Annotated in this window: 20 protein-coding genes; 7 read left to right on the top strand and 13 right to left on the bottom strand. The window is 64.2% G+C overall.

Features of this window, described 5'->3' with window-relative positions; all coding sequences use genetic code 11:
- Window positions 1-12 precede the first annotated feature (12 nt).
- The 3 genes from BTHE68_RS19225 to BTHE68_RS19235 all read right to left on the bottom strand — a co-directional run bounded on the left by BTHE68_RS19225 (window position 13) and on the right by BTHE68_RS19235 (window position 1,940).
- Window positions 13-372, bottom strand: a complete 360-nt coding sequence (locus tag BTHE68_RS19225; RefSeq protein WP_061178967.1) for an STAS domain-containing protein — start codon at window positions 370-372, stop codon at window positions 13-15.
- A gap of 43 nt (window positions 373-415) precedes the next feature.
- Window positions 416-1,333, bottom strand: coding sequence for an STAS domain-containing protein (locus BTHE68_RS19230; protein WP_162067835.1), 918 nt, complete (start codon window positions 1,331-1,333; stop codon window positions 416-418).
- 259 nt (window positions 1,334-1,592) lie between these two features.
- A complete protein-coding gene (locus BTHE68_RS19235) occupies window positions 1,593-1,940 on the bottom strand; it encodes a response regulator (RefSeq protein WP_162067836.1) in 348 nt (115 codons plus the stop codon).
- A gap of 199 nt (window positions 1,941-2,139) precedes the next feature.
- Here BTHE68_RS19235 and BTHE68_RS19240 point away from each other — a divergent pair, with 199 nt between their 5' ends.
- Together BTHE68_RS19240 and BTHE68_RS19245 are read left to right on the top strand one after the other, a co-directional pair.
- Window positions 2,140-3,510, top strand: coding sequence for a nucleobase:cation symporter-2 family protein (locus BTHE68_RS19240; RefSeq protein WP_162067837.1), 1,371 nt, complete (start codon window positions 2,140-2,142; stop codon window positions 3,508-3,510).
- A gap of 23 nt (window positions 3,511-3,533) precedes the next feature.
- Window positions 3,534-4,484, top strand: a complete 951-nt coding sequence (locus tag BTHE68_RS19245; protein WP_232077968.1) for an alpha/beta hydrolase — start codon at window positions 3,534-3,536, stop codon at window positions 4,482-4,484.
- 3 nt (window positions 4,485-4,487) lie between these two features.
- Here BTHE68_RS19245 and BTHE68_RS19250 read toward each other — a convergent pair whose 3' ends face one another.
- Entirely contained in the window at window positions 4,488-5,300 is an 813-nt protein-coding gene (locus BTHE68_RS19250) for an exodeoxyribonuclease III (protein WP_162067838.1), read from the bottom strand.
- A gap of 116 nt (window positions 5,301-5,416) precedes the next feature.
- Here BTHE68_RS19250 and BTHE68_RS19255 point away from each other — a divergent pair, with 116 nt between their 5' ends.
- Entirely contained in the window at window positions 5,417-6,610 is a 1,194-nt protein-coding gene (locus BTHE68_RS19255; RefSeq protein ID WP_162067839.1) for an MFS transporter, read from the top strand.
- A gap of 4 nt (window positions 6,611-6,614) precedes the next feature.
- Here the strand turns inward: BTHE68_RS19255 and BTHE68_RS19260 are convergent, their stop codons facing one another.
- Entirely contained in the window at window positions 6,615-7,619 is a 1,005-nt protein-coding gene (locus BTHE68_RS19260) for an aldo/keto reductase (RefSeq protein WP_162067840.1), read from the bottom strand.
- A 107-nt stretch (window positions 7,620-7,726) separates the two neighbouring features.
- Here BTHE68_RS19260 and BTHE68_RS19265 point away from each other — a divergent pair, with 107 nt between their 5' ends.
- Window positions 7,727-8,620, top strand: a complete 894-nt coding sequence (locus BTHE68_RS19265; RefSeq protein ID WP_162067841.1) for a LysR family transcriptional regulator — start codon at window positions 7,727-7,729, stop codon at window positions 8,618-8,620.
- 7 nt (window positions 8,621-8,627) lie between these two features.
- Here BTHE68_RS19265 and BTHE68_RS19270 read toward each other — a convergent pair whose 3' ends face one another.
- The 6 genes from BTHE68_RS19270 to BTHE68_RS19295 form a co-directional block, all read right to left on the bottom strand.
- A complete protein-coding gene (locus BTHE68_RS19270; protein WP_162067842.1) occupies window positions 8,628-9,506 on the bottom strand; it encodes an ABC transporter permease in 879 nt (292 codons plus the stop codon).
- Window positions 9,503-10,324: an ABC transporter ATP-binding protein gene (locus BTHE68_RS19275; RefSeq protein WP_162067843.1), complete on the bottom strand. Its 822-nt coding sequence runs from the start codon at window positions 10,322-10,324 to the stop codon at window positions 9,503-9,505. Before BTHE68_RS19275 ends, BTHE68_RS19270 begins: the two co-directional genes overlap by 4 nt.
- Window positions 10,325-10,430: 106 nt before the next feature.
- Entirely contained in the window at window positions 10,431-11,453 is a 1,023-nt protein-coding gene (locus BTHE68_RS19280; protein WP_162067844.1) for an ABC transporter substrate-binding protein, read from the bottom strand.
- Between the two features lie 33 nt (window positions 11,454-11,486).
- A complete protein-coding gene (locus BTHE68_RS19285; protein WP_232078022.1) occupies window positions 11,487-12,332 on the bottom strand; it encodes a TauD/TfdA dioxygenase family protein in 846 nt (281 codons plus the stop codon).
- A gap of 230 nt (window positions 12,333-12,562) precedes the next feature.
- Window positions 12,563-13,738, bottom strand: coding sequence for a DNA polymerase IV (dinB, locus tag BTHE68_RS19290; RefSeq protein WP_174258080.1), 1,176 nt, complete (start codon window positions 13,736-13,738; stop codon window positions 12,563-12,565).
- An 82-nt stretch (window positions 13,739-13,820) separates the two neighbouring features.
- The gene (locus tag BTHE68_RS19295) at window positions 13,821-14,186 is read right to left on the bottom strand and encodes a hypothetical protein (protein ID WP_061178978.1); all 366 of its coding nucleotides are present in this window, start codon (window positions 14,184-14,186) and stop codon (window positions 13,821-13,823) included.
- A gap of 242 nt (window positions 14,187-14,428) precedes the next feature.
- Between BTHE68_RS19295 and BTHE68_RS19300 the strand changes: the two genes are divergently transcribed.
- Complete coding sequence (locus BTHE68_RS19300; protein ID WP_162067846.1) at window positions 14,429-14,614, top strand: DUF3563 family protein; 186 nt, start codon at window positions 14,429-14,431, stop codon at window positions 14,612-14,614.
- Window positions 14,615-14,620: 6 nt separating this feature from the next.
- On the opposite strand, the gene BTHE68_RS19305 is transcribed toward BTHE68_RS19300, so the two are convergent.
- Window positions 14,621-15,304 carry a response regulator transcription factor gene (locus BTHE68_RS19305; protein ID WP_162067847.1) on the bottom strand — a complete coding sequence of 228 codons (684 nt, stop codon included), beginning with the start codon at window positions 15,302-15,304 and terminating at the stop codon, window positions 14,621-14,623.
- 153 nt (window positions 15,305-15,457) lie between these two features.
- Window positions 15,458-16,807, bottom strand: coding sequence for an ATP-binding protein (locus BTHE68_RS19310; RefSeq protein WP_162067848.1), 1,350 nt, complete (start codon window positions 16,805-16,807; stop codon window positions 15,458-15,460).
- A gap of 447 nt (window positions 16,808-17,254) precedes the next feature.
- On the opposite strand from BTHE68_RS19310, the gene BTHE68_RS19315 reads away from it, so the two are divergent.
- Together BTHE68_RS19315 and BTHE68_RS19320 are read left to right on the top strand one after the other, a co-directional pair.
- A complete protein-coding gene (locus BTHE68_RS19315; protein ID WP_162067849.1) occupies window positions 17,255-18,775 on the top strand; it encodes an MDR family MFS transporter in 1,521 nt (506 codons plus the stop codon).
- Between the two features lie 13 nt (window positions 18,776-18,788).
- The gene (locus BTHE68_RS19320; protein ID WP_162067850.1) at window positions 18,789-19,544 is read left to right on the top strand and encodes an AAA family ATPase; all 756 of its coding nucleotides are present in this window, start codon (window positions 18,789-18,791) and stop codon (window positions 19,542-19,544) included.
- Window positions 19,545-19,589 lie beyond the last annotated feature (45 nt).

Consider the following 19,589-nt stretch of genomic DNA (forward strand, 5'->3'; position numbering starts at 1 on the left):
GTGCAGGCGGCCTCAGGCCATGCCGTTTTTCGCGAGAAGCGCCATGCCCTTCTCCACGTTGAGCGCCGTGCGCACGCCCGAGAGCGTGAGCCCGAGCTCGACCAGCGTGATCGCCACCGAGGGCTGCATGCCGACCACGACCGTTTCCGCATCGAGCACGCGCGCCATCGCCGCCGTGTTGCCGATCATGCGTCCGATGAACGAATCGACCACGTCGAGCGAGGAAATGTCGATCAGCACGCCGCGCGCGTTGTCCTTCACGATGCGGCTCGTCAGATCGTCCTGCAGCGTGAGCGCGAGCCGGTCGTGCATGTCCACCTGAATGGTGACGAGCAGGAGCTTGCCCATCGTGAGAATCGGAATGCGTTCCATCGCTTGAGGCCCCGTTCAGTGCTTCGAGTGGCGCGATGCGCCGTCATTCCGCTTGCAGCGAATCGAATCCATCGCCCGGACGGCCGCCGCGCGGCGCGTCGTGCGCGAGCCCCGCCGACACCGACTTGCCCGTGCGCTGCAGCGCGACGACGAACGCCGACGCGAGCGTCGCCTTGGTCGTCACGTTCGAGAGGTTCACGCCGAGATGCACGATGGTCTGCGCGATCTGCGGGCGAATGCCGCTGATGATGCAGTCCGCGCCCATCAGCCGCGCCGCCGCGACCGTCTTCAGCAAGTGCTGTGCGACGAGCGTATCGACGGTCGGCACGCCGGTGATGTCGATGATCGCAATCGCCGCGCCCGTCTCGACGATCTTCTGCAGCAGGTTTTCCATCACCACCTGCGTGCGCGCGGAATCGAGCGTGCCGATGAGCGGCAGCGCGAGCACGCCGTCCCACAACTGCACGACGGGCGTCGAGAGTTCGAGGAGTTCCTGCTGCTGACGCACGATGACCTGTTCCCGGCTCGCCTGGAAGACTTCGGTCGTGAAGAGGCCGAGTTCGTCGAAGAGCGTGCTGATGGTCCAGGTGAGATCGGCGAGGGTCGCGGGATCGTCGGCGAGCGAGTCGCGCAGGCGCACGAAGAGCGGCTGCTTGAGCGAGAACACGAACATCGCCGTCTCGACCGGCGAGAAGCCCTGACGCGCGCGCTGTCCGGACATGTCCGCGAGAAACGAGCGCACGTCCTGCCACGCGGGCAGTTTGAAATCGACGCGCTCGGACGTACTGAGCACCGTCACCAGAAGCGAGATGAATTGCGTGAACTGATTGCGCAATTCCGCCTCGCCGACGAGTCCACGCCGTGACGCGATGGCGTGCTGCTGCGTGAACCATTCCGCGAGCAACTCTTCCTGGTTGTTGTTGAACAACTGCGCAAGCCGCATTCCGCCGACCATTTCCATGCCGCGATCCCTGTGCGAATGATGTTATTGGTTTGTTGCGTCGCCCGATAATCATCGACATCAAGCGCGACGCAAGGCGCTCGGAATGTAGCATGCCATCCCGAAATCTGACAGTCCGGAAAGCCTTATGGTGCAAGGGATTCGCGGATCATTTCGCCGCAGGGTTCACGCGTCCATGGTGAATCGGCAATTGCTGCCGGTCGTTCGCGACGGGCTGAACAAAGACCGGTCAAATCTCCTGAGGAACATGCGCGAACATTCAGCGCGGCAGCATAAATAGTTCGAGCGCCTGCAGGCTGATCGGTTTGAGAAGAAAGCCGTCGAAGCGGGTCTCGCCGCTCGTCGCGACGAAATCGGTGTGACCGGTCATCGCGATGATGCGCGCGCCGCTGTTCGGGCCCGCCGCGCGAATCGCGGTGCAGATTTCGCGGCCGTCGGAGTCGGGCAGGGAAATGTCGAGGAAGATGCTGTCGAAATGTTCGCGCGAAGCGAGCGCGAGGCAACTGGCGCCGTCGTGCGCCACGGCCGACGTGTGGCCCAGCCCGCTTGCGATGTCGACGAGGGTCTCGACGCAGGCGTGGTTGTCATCGACGAATAGCAGGTGCATCGCGGCTCGCTCCGGTTCGACGCGTCAGTCAGTGTAGTGCATCGCCGAAGGCGCTCATGCGTTCACTGCGTCAGCGGCGAGGCTTTGTCCGCTGGAAGCTGTATCGACATGCCATGCCATGTATAGCGGCGCGAATATTTTTTTGTGTAGCAGGCGGTGCAATACTCGGACGACTGTCTATCGAGCCGCCGGAGCGCACATGGCCCAAACGATCCATCCCGTCGACGAAGTGTTGCCCCTCGGTCAGATGCTTGCGGTTGGCATACAGCACGTGCTCGTGATGTACGCGGGCGCGATCGCGGTGCCGCTCATCATCGGCGCGGCGTTGAAGCTGCCGAAGGAGCAGATCGCGTTTCTGATCAGCTCGGATCTTTTTGCGTGCGGGATCGTCACGCTGGTGCAGTGCATCGGCGTATGGAAGTTCGGCATACGGCTGCCGGTCATCATGGGCGTGAGCTTCGCGCCGGTCGGGCCGATGGTCGCGATGGCGTCGTCCGGCGCGGGGCTTACATCGATCTTCGGTGCAACCATTGCGGCGGGCGTGTTCGCCATACTGATCGCGCCGTTCTTCGGGCGGCTGATGCGTTTCTTTCCGCCGATCGTCACGGGCACGATCATTCTCACCATCGGCATGACGCTCTTTCCGGTGGCGATCAACTGGGCAGGCGGCGGGCGCGGCGCGGCGAACTTCGGCGAGCCGAAGAACCTGATGATCGCGGCCATCGTGCTGCTTGCGATTCTGCTCATCAACAAATATCTGAAGGGCTTCATCGCGAACATTTCGGTGTTGCTGGGGATGGCGATCGGCTTTGCGATCGCGCTGCCGCTCGGCTTCGTCGATTTCTCGGGCATCGGTCAGGCCGCGTGGTTCGCGCCGGTGCGGCCGTTCGCGTTCGGCATGCCGACTTTCGATTTCGCGGCGATCGCATCGCTGTGCCTCGTGATGGTCGTCATCATGGTGGAATCGCTCGGCATGTTTCTCGCGCTCGGCGACCTCGCGATGAGGCCGGTTTCCCGTATCGATGCGACGCGCGGGTTGCGTACCGATGGTCTCGGCACGGTGATCGGCGGCATCTTCAATACGTTTCCGCATTCTTCCTTTTCGCAGAATATCGGGCTGGTGGGGATTACCGGAATGAAGAGCCGCTGGGTCGTTGCGGTGTCGGGGGTGATCTTGATTCTGCTCGGGCTGTTGCCGAAGCTTTCCAATCTGATTGCTTCGATACCGGTCGTCGTGCTTGGGGGCGCGGGGATCGCGATGTTCGGGATGGTCGCGGCGACCGGCGTCAAGATCCTGAGCAAGGTCGATTTCGATAGCAAGAACAACTTGCTTATTATCGCGATCAGTTTGGGGGTGGGGGTGATTCCGCTCGTTGCGCCCGCGTTTTTCGCGCATATGCCGGCGTGGGCGGGGCCGCTCACGCATAGCGGGATCACGCTTGCTGCTGTGTTTGCTATCTTGCTCAATGCGCTATTCAATCGCGGGCGCGATTCGGGGGACATTGAGATGGAGATCGCTGCGGAGATGCCGTTGAGCCTTCGGCAGGGGGATGTGGATGTCAGGGATTGAATTGTTGCTTTCGCCGGATCCCGTTGGCGTGTCGGTCGATTAGCACTGCGCTAATAAACCGACACGCTATCGGGATCCGGCGAAAAACCACAAACCCAATCAAACCCACTACCATAGAGAGAACCCAAAATGCCGCCCCCGAAGAAAAAATGCGCGATGTCCTGTGGATACTTCTGACCGCGATAGCCATCACTTACGCCATAGCCTTGGCGGGGCTCTATTGGCTACAAGGAAGGCTCGTCTATCCACTCGAACAGATCGAGGCTTTGAAGAACGCCGAGCTTGAAGCACTCACCGAACCGATAACGGTGATAACCGAGGACGCCATAACCCTGACCATGCGCTACAAGGCGCCCCGAACCAGAACCCCCCCCACAATCATCCTCTTCCACGGCAACGGCGAAGACCTCACCCAACGCGCCCACATCGCGCTCGAAATGATCGAAGCGGGCTACGGCGTGCTGCTCGCCGAATACCGCGGCTACGGCGGCAATCCCGGCAAGCCCCACGAAGCCGGTCTCTACGCCGATGCCCGCGCCGCCTACGCCCATGCCGCCGCGCATTCGACGAACATCGTGCTGCACGGCTATTCGCTCGGCTCGGGCGTCGCCGTGCAACTGGCCAGCGAAGCAAAGATCAGCGCGTTGATCCTGGAAGCGCCCTTCACGAGCATCGTCGATGTGGCAGCGAAACGCTTCTGGCTCTTCCCCGTGCGCCTGCTCGCGCGCGACCGCTACGACAGTCTTTCGAAGATCGCGGCCATCGCTGCGCCGCTGCTGATCTACGGCGGCACCAAAGACGGCGTGATTCCCCCCGCGCACTTCCAGCGCCTGTTCGACGCGGCGCGCGGCGACAAGCGACTCGCGCTCATCGAAAACGCCGATCATCTCGATCCATGGACGATGGGCGGCCGCGAACACGTCATGCAGTTTCTCGAATCGCTGCAGTCGACGCGCGATGCCGTGCAGGCGTAAAGACTAGGCCGTCTTCTTCCTGCTGCGCCCGAGCTTGAGCGTCACCCACGTCGGCGCATGATCGCTCGCATGCGGCTCGCCGCGCACCCATGTATCGACGCCCGCGTGCTCCACCTTCTTCGCGAGATCCTTGCTGAGCAGGATATGATCGATGCGCAGTCCCGAGTTGGTCTGCCAGTGATTGCGGAAGTAATCCCAGAAGGTATAGACGCGCTCATCGGGAAACATCTTGCGCAATGCATCCGTCCAGCCCTGCGCGAGCAGGTCCGCATACGCCGCGCGGCTCTCCGGTTGCAGCAACGCGTCCTTGAGCCACGAGCGCGTGTTGTAGATATCCTCGTCGGTGGGCACGACGTTGTAATCGCCCGCGAGCACGACCGGATGACCGCTGTCGAACAATCCCTTCGCATGCGCGTTGAAACGCTCGAACCACGCGAGCTTGTAATCGAACTTCGGGCCGGGCTGGGGATTGCCGTTCGGAAGATAAAGACAACCGATCACCAAGCCGCCCACCGCCGCTTCGATATACCGGCTATGCGTGTCGTCCTCGAAACCGGGCAGCCCGCGCCGACTCAGCACGGGCTCGGCATCCTTCGCGAGAATCGCCACGCCGTTCCACGATTGCTGTCCATGCCATAGCGCGCCATAGCCCGCGTTCGCGATCGCGTCGGCGGGAAACTGCGCGTCCGTCGCTTTCAGTTCCTGCAGGCAGACGACATCCGGCGATTCGCGTTCGAGCCATGTCAGCAAGGCGCCGAGCCGCGGACGGATGCCGTTGATGTTGAAGGTCGCGATTTTCACTCGGCGTCTCTCCATCGGTGGATCGGAATCGATCCTACACGCGTCGCAGTTTGCGTGCCGCATCATGCGCCAAGCGCACTGCCGCAAAATCTGCGACAGTCTCACGCTGATCCCGACACCCGCCCGCATCCATGTCCGAAGGCTCCGTTCACTGGCAGCGCAATCTCTACGTCTGCGTATTCGGCTCGTTCACGACCATCATGGCGATGACGCTGCTGCTGCCCTTCCTGCCGCTCTATGTGCAGCAACTGGGCGCGTCGTCGGTGGAGGCGGCGGTGCAATGGTCGGGCGTCGCGTTCGGCGCGACCTTTCTTGCGGCGGGCCTCGTCGCGCCGCTCTGGGGACGGCTCGCCGACCGCTACGGCCGCAAGCCGATCCTGATCCGCGCGAGCCTCGGCATGGCGATCACGATGTCGCTGCTCGGCGTCGTGCAGACGGTCTGGCAACTCGTGGCGATGCGCTTTCTCGCGGGGCTCGTCGGCGGCTATGCGAGCGGCGCCATCGTGATGATCGCAACGCAGACGCCGAAGCACCGCACCGCGTGGGCGCTCGGCACGCACGCGGCGGGCATGATGGCGGGCAATCTCGTCGGGCCGCTCATCGGCGGGCTGTTGCCGGGTCTGATCGGCATACGCGCGACGTTCTTTCTCGCGGGCGGCCTCATCTTCTGCTCGTTCATCATGACGACGCTTCTCGTGAAGGAAGAACGCCGCGCGCCGGATCACGCGAAAACGAAGCCGCGCGGCGGCTGGCGCGACGTGCCGCTCCTCACGCCCGTGATCGGGATGCTCGCGAGCGCGATGCTGCTGATGTTCGCCAATATGTCGATCGAGCCGATCATCACCGTGTATGTATCGCAGCTCGTGAAGGACCCGAAGCAGGTGACGCTCGTCGCGGGCGTCGTGATGTCCGCCGCAGCGCTCGGCAGCGTGCTCGCGGCGCCGCGCATCGGGCGGCTCGCGGATCGCGTCGGCGCGCCGAAGGTGATCGTCGGATGTCTCGCCGCATGCGGCGTGCTGCTGATTCCGCAGATCTTCGTCACCAACGGCACGCAGCTCGTCGTGCTGCGCTTTCTGATGGGCCTCGCACTGGGCGGCCTGCTGCCCGCGATCACGAGCGTCGTGCGCCACAATGTGCCCGATAACGCGGTCGGCTACATCCTCGGCTACGCGACCTCGGCGCAATACATCGGACAGGTGACGGGGCCGCTCGCGGGCGGCTTCATCGCCGCGCATTCGGGCATGCCCTCTGTCTTCGTGATGACGAGCGTGTTGATGTTCGTGGGCGCCGCGTTCAATGCGTGGGTGTTTCTGCGCAAGAACTGAACGCTTACCGCTTCTCGCTGTCGAGATGCGCCATCTGCACGGCCTCGTATCTATCGCCCGCCGCCGCGTCTTTCGGCACCACCGCTTCGATCGCCGCGCGTTCCTCGTTCGTGAGCGCGATATCGAGCGCGCCGAGCGATTCCGTCAGCCGATCGCGACGGCGCGCGCCGATCACCGGCACGATGTCATCGCCCTGCGCAAGCACCCACGCGATCGCAATCTGCGCAACACTCACGCCCTTCGCATCGGCGATCGCGCGCAACGCATCGACGAGCGCGAGGTTGCGTTCGACGTTGCCTTGCTGAAAGCGCGGACTGTTCGCGCGCCAGTCGCCCGTTTGCGCGGCGTCCTTGCTCCAGTGTCCGCTGATGAGTCCGCGCGACAGCACGCCATACGCGGTAATCCCGATGCCCAGTTCCCGGCACACCGGCAGGATCGCTTGCTCGATGCCACGCGAGATCAGCGAATACTCTATCTGCAGGTCGCAGACCGGATGCACGGCGGCGGCCTTGCGGATCGTCTGCGCGCCCACTTCCGACAGCCCCACATGACGCACGTAGCCCGCCTGAATCATCTCGGCGATCGCGCCGATGGTGTCTTCGATCGGCACGTTCGCATCGAGCCGTGCGGGCCGGTAGATGTCGATATGATCCACGCCCAGTCGCTGCAAGGTGTACGCGAGCGAATTCTTCACGGCGACGGGACGGCCGTCGAACGCGATGAAGTTGCCCGCCGGGTCGCGCATGCCGCCGAACTTCACGCTGAGAATCGCGGCGTCGCGGCGTGAAGGCGGCGCGCTGCGCAACGCCTCGCCGATCAGCATCTCGTTGTGGCCCATGCCGTAGAAGTCGCCAGTGTCGAGCAGCGTGACGCCCGCTTCGAGCGCGGCGTGAATCGTGGCGATGCTTTCCGCGCGATCCGACGGCCCGTACATGCCCGACATGCCCATGCATCCGAGCCCGATGACCGACACCTTCGGTCCGGTCTTGCCGAGTCCGTGTTGTTCCATGATGGTTCTCCGCCAAAGAAGAAAGAAGGGATGACGGAGATTATGGGAGCAAACCGCGCGTGCGATAATCCGCCTCAATCTGCATGGGCTGTGCGCCGAGGCGAACAATGAACGAACCGGACCTGTCGGATCTGCACGCGTTTCTGGCGGTCGCGCGCTCGCGCGGCTTCAGGCAGGCAGCGTTGTTGCGGGGCGTGTCGGCCTCGTCGCTGAGCGAGGCGATTCGCCGGCTCGAAACGCGTCTGGGCGTGCGGCTCCTGAATCGTACGACGCGCAGCGTCACGCCGACCGAAGCGGGCGAACGGCTGATCGAGCGCCTCGCGCCCGCCTTCGCGGAAATCGCGGGCGCGCTCGATGCCGTGAACGGTTTCCGCGACAGCCCCATGGGCACGCTGCGCCTGAACGTGCCGACCATCGTGTCGCGCGAGGTGCTGCCGCCGATCATCGCGCGCTTTCTCGCGGCGCATCCGGGCATCACGCTGGAACTGAGCGCGAGCGATAACTTCATCGACGTGCTCGCCGCCGGTTTCGATGCAGGCATTCGCTATGACGAACGTATCGAGCGTGACATGATTGCCGTGCCGATCGGTCCGCCCACGCAACGTTTCGTCGCGGTCGCGTCGCCCGCTTACCTTGCGGCGCACGGCGAGCCGAAGCATCCGCGCGATCTGGTGAATCACGCGTGCATCGCCCATCGCTTCGAAAGCGGCGTGCTGGCGGTGTGGGAATTCATGCGCGGCAAGGACGTGATACGCATCGTGCCGCAAGGGCCGCTCGTGACCTCGTCGATCGAGGTCAGCCGCGCGTGCGCCATCGCCGGACTGGGGCTCGTCTATACATTCGACGAATTCGTGCGCGAAGCCATCGACAGCGGCGCGCTCGTGCCCGTGCTCAAGCCGTGGTGGCAGAGCTTCACCGGGCCGAGGCTGTATTATCCGAGCCGCGCCCACATGCCGGGGCCGTTGCGCGCGTTCATCGATTTCATTCGGGCCGGAAGCTGAGGGCCGCTTACTGCTGCACGCCCCAGCGCCGCACCGTCACGCGCTCGACGGTATCGAACACGAGATGCTCGACCGCGAGTCCGATCACGATGACCGCGGCCAGTCCCGCGAACACGCGATCCGTATAAAGCTCGTTGCGGTTCTGGAAGATGTACCAGCCGAGACCGCCCTTGCCCGAGCTTGCACCGAACACGAGTTCCGCCGCGATCAGCGAGCGCCACGCGAACGCCCAGCCCACTCGCAGCCCCGCGAGGATCGACGGCAGTGCGGCGGGCACGAGAATCAGCATCACATGCCGCATGCCGTTGAGGCCGTAGTTGCGGCCCGTCATGCGCAGCGTCGAGGGCACCGCCTGAAAACCGGCATACGTATTGAGCGCGAGCGGCCACAACACCGAATGCACGAGCACGAACAGCAGGCTTCCCGTGCCGAGGCCGAACCACAGCAGCGCGAGCGGCAACAGCGCGATGGACGGCAGCGGATTGAACATCGCGGTGAGCATCGAAAGGATGTCGCGTCCGATGCGCGTCGATACCGCAAGCGATGTCAGCAGAAACGCGAGCACCGCGCCGAGCGCATAGCCGCGCAACAGCACCGACATCGAAATGCCGATTTTCTCGATGAGCTCGCCCGAAGCGATGCCCTGCACGAACGCGACGAACGTCGCGCTGAAAGTCGGCAGCAGCAGATCGTTGTCGACGGCGCGCGCGGCGATCTCCCACAGCGCGATCAGCACGATCGCGATGATGGACTTGCGCAGCCACGTGCGGTCCGCGAGACGCTTCGCAAGCGGCAGCGGCGCATGAGGTTCGACATCGAACGACGCGGAAGGTGTGACTTCGTATTCGGGCCGCACGGGCGGCACGGTCAGATGCGGCGTGCTCATTGCACATCCTCTTCGAACAGCAGACGATGAATGCGCGCCACGCTCTGTTGAAACTCGCCGCGACCCATGCTTTCCTGCGTGTATTGATGACTGTTCAGTTCGGCGCGCACGCGTCCCGGATGCGGCGTCAGCAGCAGAATGCGATTGCCGACGATCAGCGCCTCCTCGATCGAATGCGTGACGAACAACAAGGTGAAGCGCTCGTCGCTCCACAGGCGCAGCAGCTCTTCCTGCATGCGGCGGCGCGTGAGCGCATCGAGTGCGGCGAACGGCTCGTCCATCAGCAGCACGCGCGGCTGCATCGCGAGCGCGCGCGCGATAGCGACGCGCTGCTTCATGCCGCCCGATAAGGTATGCGGATAGGCATCGGCGAATTTCGCGAGGCCGACCTTGTCGAGATAATGCAGCGCGCGCTCGCGTGCTTCGGCGCGGCCGAGCTTGCGCGCGACGCGCAGCGGAAAGGCCACGTTCTGCACGACGGTCTTCCACGGCGGCAGTTGATCGAACTCCTGGAACACGACGATGCGATCCGCGCCCGGACCCCGCACGCGCTCGCCGCCGATTTCGATGCTGCCCGCCACGGGCTCGATGAAACCGGCGACAGCCTTGAGCAAGGTCGATTTGCCGCAGCCCGATGGCCCGAGCAGCACGAAGCGGTCGGCGCCGTACACGTCGAAGCTCACATCGTGCGTCGCGCGCACGAGACGTTCGGGCGTGCGGTATTCGAGCGTGACGTTCTTCGCGCTGAGAAGCTTGTTGCTCGTCGCGACGTCGAGATCGGCGTCGCGCGAATAGAGCGCTTGGGGATTGGCGGCCATGTTCAATGTGCTCGAATGCAAATGAACACGATACCGGCGCGCAGCGCCCGTGATAACCAATCAATGCGCATATCTAATTCGCGCTCGCCGATAAGCGCGCGTTCGTTCAGCTTCCGTCCTTCGTCGCCGGATCGCTGAAGAAGTAGTCCTGCCACGACTTCGGCTCGTTTCTGATCGCGCCGACGCGATGCATGAATTTCGCGAGCGCCAGCGTGTTCTGCGGCGCGACCGTGAATTTCACCGACGGGTCCTTGATCACCTTGATGAGCAGATCGCGGTCGAGCTTCGCGTTGTTTACGCGCAGATAGATATCGGCGGCCTGCTCGGGATGCTGCGTGATGTATTGCGCGGCATCGGCGAGACCGGCGACGAACGCGCGATACGTCTTCGGATTCTCGTTGCGGAATTTCTCGGTCGCGTAGAGCACCGTCGCGGAACCGGGGCCGCCGAGCACGTCGTATGAATTGAGCACGATATGCGCCTTCGGATTGCCCGCGAGTTCCTGTTGCTGGAACGGCGGATTGCCGAAGTGCGCGTTGATCTCCGTGCCGCCCGCGATGAGCGCCGCCGTCGCATCGGGATGCGGCACCGCTTGCGTGAGCTTGTCGAGGCGGTCGAATTGCTTGTCGCCCCATTGCTTCGCCGCCGCGTATTGCAGGATGCGCGACTGCACCGACACGCCGACCGCCGGCACCGCGATGCGGTCCTTGTCGGTGAAATCGGCGATGGTCTTCACGCGCGGATCGTTCGATACAAGGTAATACGGAAAATTGCCGAGCGACGCGACGCCCTTCACGTTCTGCCGTCCGTGCGTGCGGTCCCAGATCGTCAGCAAGGGGCCGACGCCCGCCGCCGCGATATCGACCGAGCCGGACAGGAGCGCATCGTTGACGCTCGAACCGCCCGACAGTTTGGCCCAGTCGACCTTGATATCGAGCCCTTCCTTCTTGCCTTCCTGCTCGATGAACTTCTGATCGCGCGCGACATTGAGCAGCAGGTACACGACGCCGAATTGCTCGGCGATGCGCAAGGTGCCTTCCGCATGCGCGCTCGCCGATGTGATGCCGAGCGATACCGCGAGCGCGGCCACGAGCGCGCGTGCGGCGCTCTTGCCTGATCGAGAATGCATCAAAAACCCCGTGAATTAAGCGATATTGTGTATTCAGAAAGGCGCGTCGCCTTCGATGGTCGTGCGATACAGCTTGCGCCTTTGATCGTCCGGCGTGCCCGCTGCGAGATGCATGACCGAGCGGTTGTCCCAGAACACCATGTCGCGCTCGCGCCATTGATGCCGGTAAATGAACTCGGGCCGCGTGCTGTACGCGAACAGTTCGGCGAGCAATGCGCGGCTTTCGTCTTCGGGCAGACCCATCACGCGCGTGGTGAAATGCTCGCTGACGAAAAGCGCGCGGCGCTTCGTTTCCGGATGCGTGCGCACGATCGGATGCGTCACCGGCTTCACCTGCGCGACCTGCTCCGCCGACAGATTGGGACGCCACGGACTGCGCTTCTGCAACTCGCCATACTTGGCGAGATAGGTGTGCTCGGCAACGCGGCCTTCGACGGCCTGCTTCAGATGCGCGGGCAGCGTGTCCCATGCGAGATGCTGATTCGCGAACAGCGTGTCGCCGCCGAGCGCCGGCAACTCCTGCGCATGCAGCAGCGAACCGAGGCTCGGCTTGTCCTTGTACGAGAGGTCCGAATGCCAGAAGTGACCCGCGTCGCCGAGCCCGATCGGCTTGCCGTTCTCGACGATGTTCGACACGATCAGCACTTCCGGATGCCCCGCCAGCCCGAACTGATGCAGCACGTGAATCTGCAGCGGGCCGAAGCGCTTGCTGAACGCGACCTGCTCGTCCGGCGTGATGCGCTGATCGCGAAACACGAGGACGTGATGATCCAGATGCGCGCGATGAATGCGCGCGAAGTCCGCTTGCGACAGCGGCTTCGACAGATCGAGTCCGATCACTTCGGCGCCGAGCGGCGCGTCGAACTTGCGAATCTCGATGGGTTGATCGGCGGCGTCCGCGGATGTCGCGAGTGAAGCGAGAGCGGGATTGGGGGCGGTCTGAATCGTCACGGTCGAGCGGATACCAGTCTATGACTTCGGGGAAGCGAAGAATCTAACGCGCGACGATTCGACCGGCAACGAACGATGCGAGCTTTGGTTATGCGTCGACGTGATAAAGCGGAGAGCCGGGCGGATTGATCGGATCATTGATGCCTGAGCAAGCGCGACTAATCGGCGATATCGAACGGCAACTCGACCTGCACCGGCTCGATGAAGCCGCTCTCATCGCGCCCGGCGAGCGCGCTGACTCTGACGCCCAGAAGCCGGATACGCCGGTCGAGCACGATGCGCTTCAGGCACTCGGTCGCGGCGCGGCGGATCTCGACGGGATCGGCCGTCGCCACGGGAATGGTCAGATCGCGCGTCACGGTGCGGAAGTCGTCGAAGCGCAGCTTGATGCCCACCGTGCGCCCGACATAGCCCTTGCGCTGCAAGTCGTCGGCGACGCGCGTGCACAGGCCGGTGAACTCCGCAGAGAGCGTCGCGCGATCCTGCTTCGGATGAAAGTCGCGCTCGAAAGTGGTTTCGCGGCTCATCGACTTGGGCGTCGAACTCACCACGACCGGCCGCTCGTCCTGTCCCTGCGCGATGCGCGCGAGCCACGCGGCATACGTGTGACCGAAGTGCGTCTGCAGCAAGCCGGGATCGGCGGCGGCGATGTCGCCAACGGTGACGATGCCGAGCGCCGCGAGCTTCTCGCTCGCCTTCGGACCGATGCCGTTCACCTTGCGCGCGGCGAGCGGCCAGATGCGCGTGGGCAGATCGTCCATCGTGAGGAGCGTGAGGCCGTCCGGCTTGTCGAGCTCGGAGCCGATCTTCGCGAGCAGCTTGTTCGGCGCGATGCAGATGGAGCACGTCAGCCCGGTCGCGTCGTGCACGGCGTCCTTCATGCGTCTGCCGATCTCAGCCGGCTCGCCAGGCAGCTCGCTCACATCGATATAGATCTCGTCGATGCCGCGGTTCTCGATCTGCGCCGTGAAGGTCGCGATGGCCGCCTTGAAGAGGCGCGAATAATGGCGGTACGACTCGAAATCGGTCGGCAGGAGAATGGCGTCGGGCGCGAGTTGCGCGGCCTTCATCATGCCCATCGCGGAGAAGACGCCGAACTTGCGCGCTTCGTACGTGGAGGTGGTGACGACGCCGCGGCCCGCGTAGTCGCGCAGACGCCTGAAGCGGCGCGTGCCGTCGGGAAGCGTTTCGGGCGTGGCGCTGCGGCCGCCGCCCACCACGACCGGCATGCCGCGCAACTCGGGATAGCGCAGCAGTTCGACGGACGCGAAGAACGCGTCCATGTCGAGATGCGCGATGCGGCGCGGTGCGGGGGTCAAGGACGGCGCGTCCATTGGGGCGCTCAGAACAAAATGGCCCTACTGTACATCCATACAGTGAAACGCGCCAGACCTCACCGTGCGCGCGAGCGCCGCTTCACTCCGGAGTGCGCTTTTCGGCGAGCGCGCGGCGGCAATCGTCGAACACCTGACGCACGACATCCGATTGATAGTTGAGATCTTCGCTGTCGAGGATCTCCTCGACGGCATCGCGCGCCCAGTCGGCTTCGAGCATCGCGCAATGCTGGGTGGCGATTTCGCGGGCGATGGCCGCGAGCTTGGCGACCGTGAGCCAGTCCGCGAGCCGTTGATGCCGGTCGAGCCACTTGTGCGCGGCCTGCACGTGAAACGAGGCCGCCGGCCAGTCGCCATTCAGGTAGTACGCGCCGAGACTGCCGCACGTGAGCCAGCAGAGCAGTTCGGCGCGGTCGCGGGCACTGAGGATACGAGACACATCGTTCATGGCGGCCGTTCCGTATGAAACCCCTATGAAAACACGATAGCACGGGATGGTGCGGCGCGGCGGTGGCTGCCCGCAATGCGATCGGTTTCACGGTGCGTTGGCGAACGCTTGGTCATGCGAAGGGCGGCAATGCGCGTGACGCGGGGCCGTCATCGGGGCCTCTCATTTGTTTCTAATTCGCGCGGCATAACCTGATTTCCGTCGGCCCCATACAGGCCTTCTTTCAATGACGGGAGCACATCATGTTTGAACGTTTTTCGAAATCCCTCGGCAGCTTTTTCCTCGACCGCGACGCCAGCGACGAATACCTCGCGTCATCGAGCGATCTGGCCGATCTCGAACGCCGCATGCGTCAGGTAGAAACGCAGGATCACGACTACAACGCGTACTTCTGCGGCGCACTCGGGCGGCATCACGATGCGCCGTGACGCGCGCTATTTCGGCTCCTCGCGCCCCGCCTGCCCGAGCATCACGGTCCAGCCGAGCCCGCGCACGTTGCGAATGACGCTCGCGCCGAATTTCTTGCGCACCGAATGGATCAGCACGTCGACCGCGTTGCTCTCCACTTCCTTGCCCCATCCATAGAGGCGATCTTCGAGCTGATCGCGCGAAAAGATGGTGCCGGGACGTTCGAGCAGCGCGTGCATCAGCGCGAACTCGCGCGCCGACAGCACGCCGGAATTCTCGCCGCACGTGAGCGTGCGCTGATCGAGATTGAGGCAGAGTGAATCGTCGCCGAGACGCGAGACCGCGTAGCCCGCCTTGCGGCGCAGCACCGCACGGATGCGCGCGAGCAGTTCGGGCATGTCGAAGGGCTTGAGCAGATAGTCGTCGGCGCCGAGATCGAGGCCCTGCACGCGCGTGTCGAGATCGTCGCGCGCGGTGAGGATCAGCACGGGCGTTGCGTTGCCGGCGGTGCGCGCCTGACGCAGCAGTTCGATGCCGGTCATGCCCGGCAAGCCGAGATCGAGCAGCACCACCGTGTATTCGGCGGCGCCGATGGCCTCGCGGCCCGCGTTGCCGTCGCGCACCCAGTCCACGGCGTAATCGGCATCCTTGAGCGCACGCATGAGGCTCGTGCCGATCTGCACGTCGTCTTCGATCAGGAGAATTCGCATGTTCCACCCCGCACCCGGCGAGAAGGGCGCGCCACGCGCCCGGGATGCGGCACAAACGAATAAAACGCACGACCGGTCTTTTCGAATGCTTTTACTGACCGGCGATATTCGCCTTGCGCCACGCAGCGAATGCATTGTAATCGGCGCAAAACCTTATGTGTTCAATGCCGGCGCGGCCGCGTTCTCGCTGACCTCCTCCACGGGAAAACTGATCGATGCGACGATGCCTGAGCGAGCGTCGGTGCGATTTTTTAGCGTCACGTCGCCGCCATAGCGCCCGGCGATCGCCTTCACGATGGAGAGGCCGAGCCCGCTGCCCTCCACGTCCGGGTTCGCGCGAAAGAAACGGTCGAATACGCGCGGCAGCAACTCCTCGGCGATGCCCGGCCCCGTATCGACGACATCGACCCACACCAGGTCGCCGTCGCGCCGCATGCGCAGATCGATGGTGCCGCCATCGGGCGTATAGCGCACCGCGTTCGACACGAGATTGCGCACCGCCATCCCGATGTCCGTCTCGACCGCGCGCACATGCACGTCGAGCATTTCCTCCGCGCCGATGTCCATGCCGCGCGCAATCGCGATCGGCAGCACGTCGGCGACCGCGCCCGTCACCACTTCCGACAGATCCACGCGCACCAGCGGCGTGCCGCTCACCGGCGCATCGGCGCGCGCGAGCCGCAACAGCTGCGCGATGAGCTTGCCGCTGCGCGCAATGCCCTTGCGCAATTCCTGGAACCGCTCCTGATTGCCGGCGACGATATGCGGCGCGAGGTTATCCGCCTGAAGCTGAAGCGCGGTGAGCGGCGTGCGCAGTTCGTGCGCGGCGTCGGCGATGAACTTGCGCTCCTTTTCGATCGAAGTCGCGAGGCGCTCGATCATCGTGTTGATCGAATGGATGAAGGGCGCGAGCTCGGTGGGCACGCCGACCGTCGGCAGCGGCTGCAGATGACCCATGTCGATGGCCCGCACCTCCGCGCCGAGTTCATTCAACTGCCGCAGCGAACGCCGCACGACGAGCGCGACGGCGATCCACACGAGCGGCAGCAGCACGGCGATCGGCCAGAGCGTTTGCGTCGCGGCTTCCTGCGCGATCTCGCGGCGCACCGACGAACGTTGCGCGACCTGAATCGTCATGGTCGGCTCCTGGCGCGTGAAGACGCGCCAGTGCTCGTCGTTGACTTCGGCGCCGGAGAAACCCGCGTGCGCGTCGCGCGGAAAATGCAGGGACGGGTCGGTGGTGCGGAACGGCAGATCGGCGTCGGCCTTCCACACGACGACCACGACATCGCGATCGTCCTGCGAGCCGCGCGCGGGATTTTCCGGAATGCCTTCGGCATAGCCGTCGCGCATGCGCGCCGCCACCTGTTCGAGCCGCAGGTCGAGCAGCGCGCTCATGCCGGTCTTGCTCAACTGATATGAACTCACGCCCTGCACGACGCCGATCACCGTCACGAGCAGCCCGAGCGCGACGACGAGTTGATTTTTCAGTGATTTGATCATTCGAGATCGCCGCTTCGGAAGGGAACGGGGCGTTTCGCCAGCCCGTTCGATTTTAGGCGACATTCCCGGTGATTTCGGTCTGAAAGGGGACATGTGCTTGGCGCGCCGAAAAAAACGCCGGTCCGCACGCGGCCGGCGCCAAGGGCTGAGGAGATACGAGAACGTGAAACGGACCGTCGGCCGCCGGAGGAAGCGCGCTGTCCGTCCACGAAATCAAGCCTAGGCGCGAAGAATTAGCATTGAATGAGCGCGCGGGAAGCTTCGTCGAGCAGCGTTTCGCCGCGCGGGATAACATTGCATCCGGCGCATTTTCATCGGCGACATTGCTTTGGCTGCAAGGAATTCGCAAGCCAGAGGCCGCCGCCGCATCTTCATCCATCGTGCATGGCTTCGCTCGCGCGCATCGTCGTCGGTTGCGCGCCGTGGAAGGCATGTCATCCGAAACGCATGTCACAGAACAGCAAAACGGCACGTCCCCTCGTCATCGCAGCGGTGATGGCCTCGATGGCCATGGTCGCGATCGAAGCCACCATCGTCTCCACCGCGATGCCGCAAATCGCCACGCAGCTCGGCGGCCTCAATCTCTATAGCTGGGTTTTCTCGTCGTTCCTGCTCACGCAGACGGCGCTCACCGTCGTGTTCGGCAAGCTCGCCGATCTGTACGGCCGCAAGCCCGCCCTGCTCGCGGGCATCGCGATCTTCCTGATCGGCTCGGTGCTCGCGGGCTTCGCCTGGTCGATGCCCGCGATGATCGTGTTCCGGCTGGTTCAGGGCGTCGGCGCGGGCGCGATCCTGCCGGTCGCGCTGACGGTCGTCGGCGATCTCTATCCGGCCCGCGAGCGCGGCAAGGTGCAAGGCTATCTCGCGAGCGTGTGGGCCGTGTCCGCCGTGCTCGGCCCGATGGTCGGCGGCCTCTTGATCCGGCAGTTCTCGTGGGCGTGGATCTTCTGGATCAACGTGCCGATCGGCATTCTGGCCGCCCTGCTCTTCACGCTCTTCCTGCACGAGGAAAAGCGCCACGACCGTCCGGCGATCGACTTCGCCGGCGCGTTCTTTTTCACGGCGGCCGTCGCCGCGCTGATGATGGCGCTCACCGACGCCGGACATGCGAGCAGCACGCGCGTCGGCGTGGAGATCGCGGTGCTGGTGCTCGCGATCGTGGGCTTCGTGGTGCAGGAGCGCCGCGCCGCCGATCCGATGATCTCGTTTCGCCTGTGGTCGCATCGGCCGATCGCGGCGAGCAACATCGCGACCCTCCTGGCCGGCATGGCGATGATGGGCCTCACCACCTTCCTGCCGATGTACGTGCAGGGCGTGATGCACCGCACGCCGGTGGAAGCGGGCCTCGCGCTCACCATGATGATGATCGGCTGGCCGAGCGGCGCGACCTTCACGTCGCGCGCGTTCAGCCGTATCGGCCTGCGGCGTCTCCTGATGGTCGGGCCGGTGTTCATTCCGCTCGGCGCCTTGCCGTTCGTGCTGCTCGGCCCGCAATCGAGCCCGGTCTGGGCGGGCGTCGGCTCCGCGGTGCTCGGCTTCGGCATGGGCATCACGAGCGTGTCGTGCCTCATCCTGATTCAGGAGATCGTGCAGCCGCTCGAGCGCGGCAGCGCCACCGCATCGAACCTGTTTTCGCGCAATCTCGGCAACACGCTCGGCGCGGCCGTGTTCGGCGCGGTGCAGAATTACGGCCTCATGCATACGGACGGCCTGCCGCCCGTGCATGCGGATCAGCTCAAGCAACTGCTGTCGAGCGTGCCGGGCGATTTCGCGATGAACAACGAAATTCGCCTCGTGCTGCATCATTCGCTGCACATGACCTTCACCGCGATGTTCGTGATCGCGCTCGGCACCGTGATCGCGATGCTGTTCATGCCAAAGATCGAGATCGGGCGCGCGAAGGAGACGGTCGAGAAAGTGGGCGCGGAGAATGCCGCGAAATCCGCCGCGAATCAGGCGTTCCACTGAACGTGCGGCGCCGATGATCTCGAGCCAGTACATCAGCCGCATCACGCTCATGCGCGACAAGGCGCCGTCTTTCGACGTCTGGCCGTTCTCGCTGCCCGCCGTGCGCGCGCTCGATACGCTCGAACCGCATCCGAAGGTCACGTTTCTCGTCGGCGAAAATGGCTCGGGCAAGTCGACGCTGCTCGAAGCGATCGCGGTCTCGATGGGCTTCAATCCCGAAGGCGGCACGAAGAACTTCCGCTTCGGCACGCGCGCGTCGCATTCGGCGCTGCATGAGTATCTGCGCATCGCGAAAGGCTTCAAACGGCCGCGCGACGGCTTCTTTCTGCGCGCGGAAAGCTTCTTCAACGTGGCGACGGAAATCGAGCAGCTCGACGACGAACCCGGCTTCGGCCCGCCGATCATCTCGTCTTATGGCGGCAAGTCGCTGCACGAGCAATCGCACGGCGAGTCCTTCCTCACGCTGTTGATGGAACGCTTCGGCGGACAAGGCCTCTATCTGCTTGACGAACCCGAGGCGGCGCTGTCCCCGCAGCGCCAGCTCGCCGCGCTTGCGCGCATCCACGATCTCGTCAATGACGATTCGCAGTTCATCATCGCCACGCATTCGCCGATACTCATGGCCTACCCCGATGCGTGGATCTATCAATTCACGGAAGACGGCCTCGCGCGGGTCGCCTATGAAGACACCGAGCACTTCAAGGTGACGCGTGCGTTTCTCGCGAACCCCGAACGCATGTTGCGCACGCTCTTCGACGGCGAGCGCTGAACGCGTCCCGCCGGCGTGACCGGCGGGACGCGACGTGATGCAGCA

Origin of the sequence: Burkholderia sp. THE68, from assembly GCF_009938265.1 — a bacterium.
In the GTDB taxonomy this organism is placed as follows: Bacteria; Pseudomonadota; Gammaproteobacteria; order Burkholderiales; family Burkholderiaceae; genus Caballeronia.

What these genes read in the sequence shown, in the direction of transcription:
- BTHE68_RS19225 (WP_061178967.1), bottom strand. Translation starts at nt 372, where the DNA reads ATGGAACGCATTCCGATTCTCACGATGGGCAAGCTCCTGCTCGTCACC.
- BTHE68_RS19230 (WP_162067835.1), bottom strand. Translation starts at nt 1,333, where the DNA reads ATGGAAATGGTCGGCGGAATGCGGCTTGCGCAGTTGTTCAACAACAAC.
- BTHE68_RS19235 (WP_162067836.1), bottom strand. Translation starts at nt 1,940, where the DNA reads ATGCACCTGCTATTCGTCGATGACAACCACGCCTGCGTCGAGACCCTC.
- BTHE68_RS19240 (WP_162067837.1), top strand. Translation starts at nt 2,140, where the DNA reads ATGGCCCAAACGATCCATCCCGTCGACGAAGTGTTGCCCCTCGGTCAG.
- BTHE68_RS19250 (WP_162067838.1), bottom strand. Translation starts at nt 5,300, where the DNA reads ATGGAGAGACGCCGAGTGAAAATCGCGACCTTCAACATCAACGGCATC.
- BTHE68_RS19255 (WP_162067839.1), top strand. Translation starts at nt 5,417, where the DNA reads ATGTCCGAAGGCTCCGTTCACTGGCAGCGCAATCTCTACGTCTGCGTA.
- BTHE68_RS19260 (WP_162067840.1), bottom strand. Translation starts at nt 7,619, where the DNA reads ATGGAACAACACGGACTCGGCAAGACCGGACCGAAGGTGTCGGTCATC.
- BTHE68_RS19265 (WP_162067841.1), top strand. Translation starts at nt 7,727, where the DNA reads ATGAACGAACCGGACCTGTCGGATCTGCACGCGTTTCTGGCGGTCGCG.
- BTHE68_RS19270 (WP_162067842.1), bottom strand. Translation starts at nt 9,506, where the DNA reads ATGAGCACGCCGCATCTGACCGTGCCGCCCGTGCGGCCCGAATACGAA.
- BTHE68_RS19275 (WP_162067843.1), bottom strand. Translation starts at nt 10,324, where the DNA reads ATGGCCGCCAATCCCCAAGCGCTCTATTCGCGCGACGCCGATCTCGAC.
- BTHE68_RS19280 (WP_162067844.1), bottom strand. Translation starts at nt 11,453, where the DNA reads ATGCATTCTCGATCAGGCAAGAGCGCCGCACGCGCGCTCGTGGCCGCG.
- dinB (WP_174258080.1), bottom strand. Translation starts at nt 13,738, where the DNA reads ATGGACGCGCCGTCCTTGACCCCCGCACCGCGCCGCATCGCGCATCTC.
- BTHE68_RS19295 (WP_061178978.1), bottom strand. Translation starts at nt 14,186, where the DNA reads ATGAACGATGTGTCTCGTATCCTCAGTGCCCGCGACCGCGCCGAACTG.
- BTHE68_RS19300 (WP_162067846.1), top strand. Translation starts at nt 14,429, where the DNA reads ATGTTTGAACGTTTTTCGAAATCCCTCGGCAGCTTTTTCCTCGACCGC.
- BTHE68_RS19305 (WP_162067847.1), bottom strand. Translation starts at nt 15,304, where the DNA reads ATGCGAATTCTCCTGATCGAAGACGACGTGCAGATCGGCACGAGCCTC.
- BTHE68_RS19310 (WP_162067848.1), bottom strand. Translation starts at nt 16,807, where the DNA reads ATGATCAAATCACTGAAAAATCAACTCGTCGTCGCGCTCGGGCTGCTC.
- BTHE68_RS19315 (WP_162067849.1), top strand. Translation starts at nt 17,255, where the DNA reads ATGTCACAGAACAGCAAAACGGCACGTCCCCTCGTCATCGCAGCGGTG.
- BTHE68_RS19320 (WP_162067850.1), top strand. Translation starts at nt 18,789, where the DNA reads ATGATCTCGAGCCAGTACATCAGCCGCATCACGCTCATGCGCGACAAG.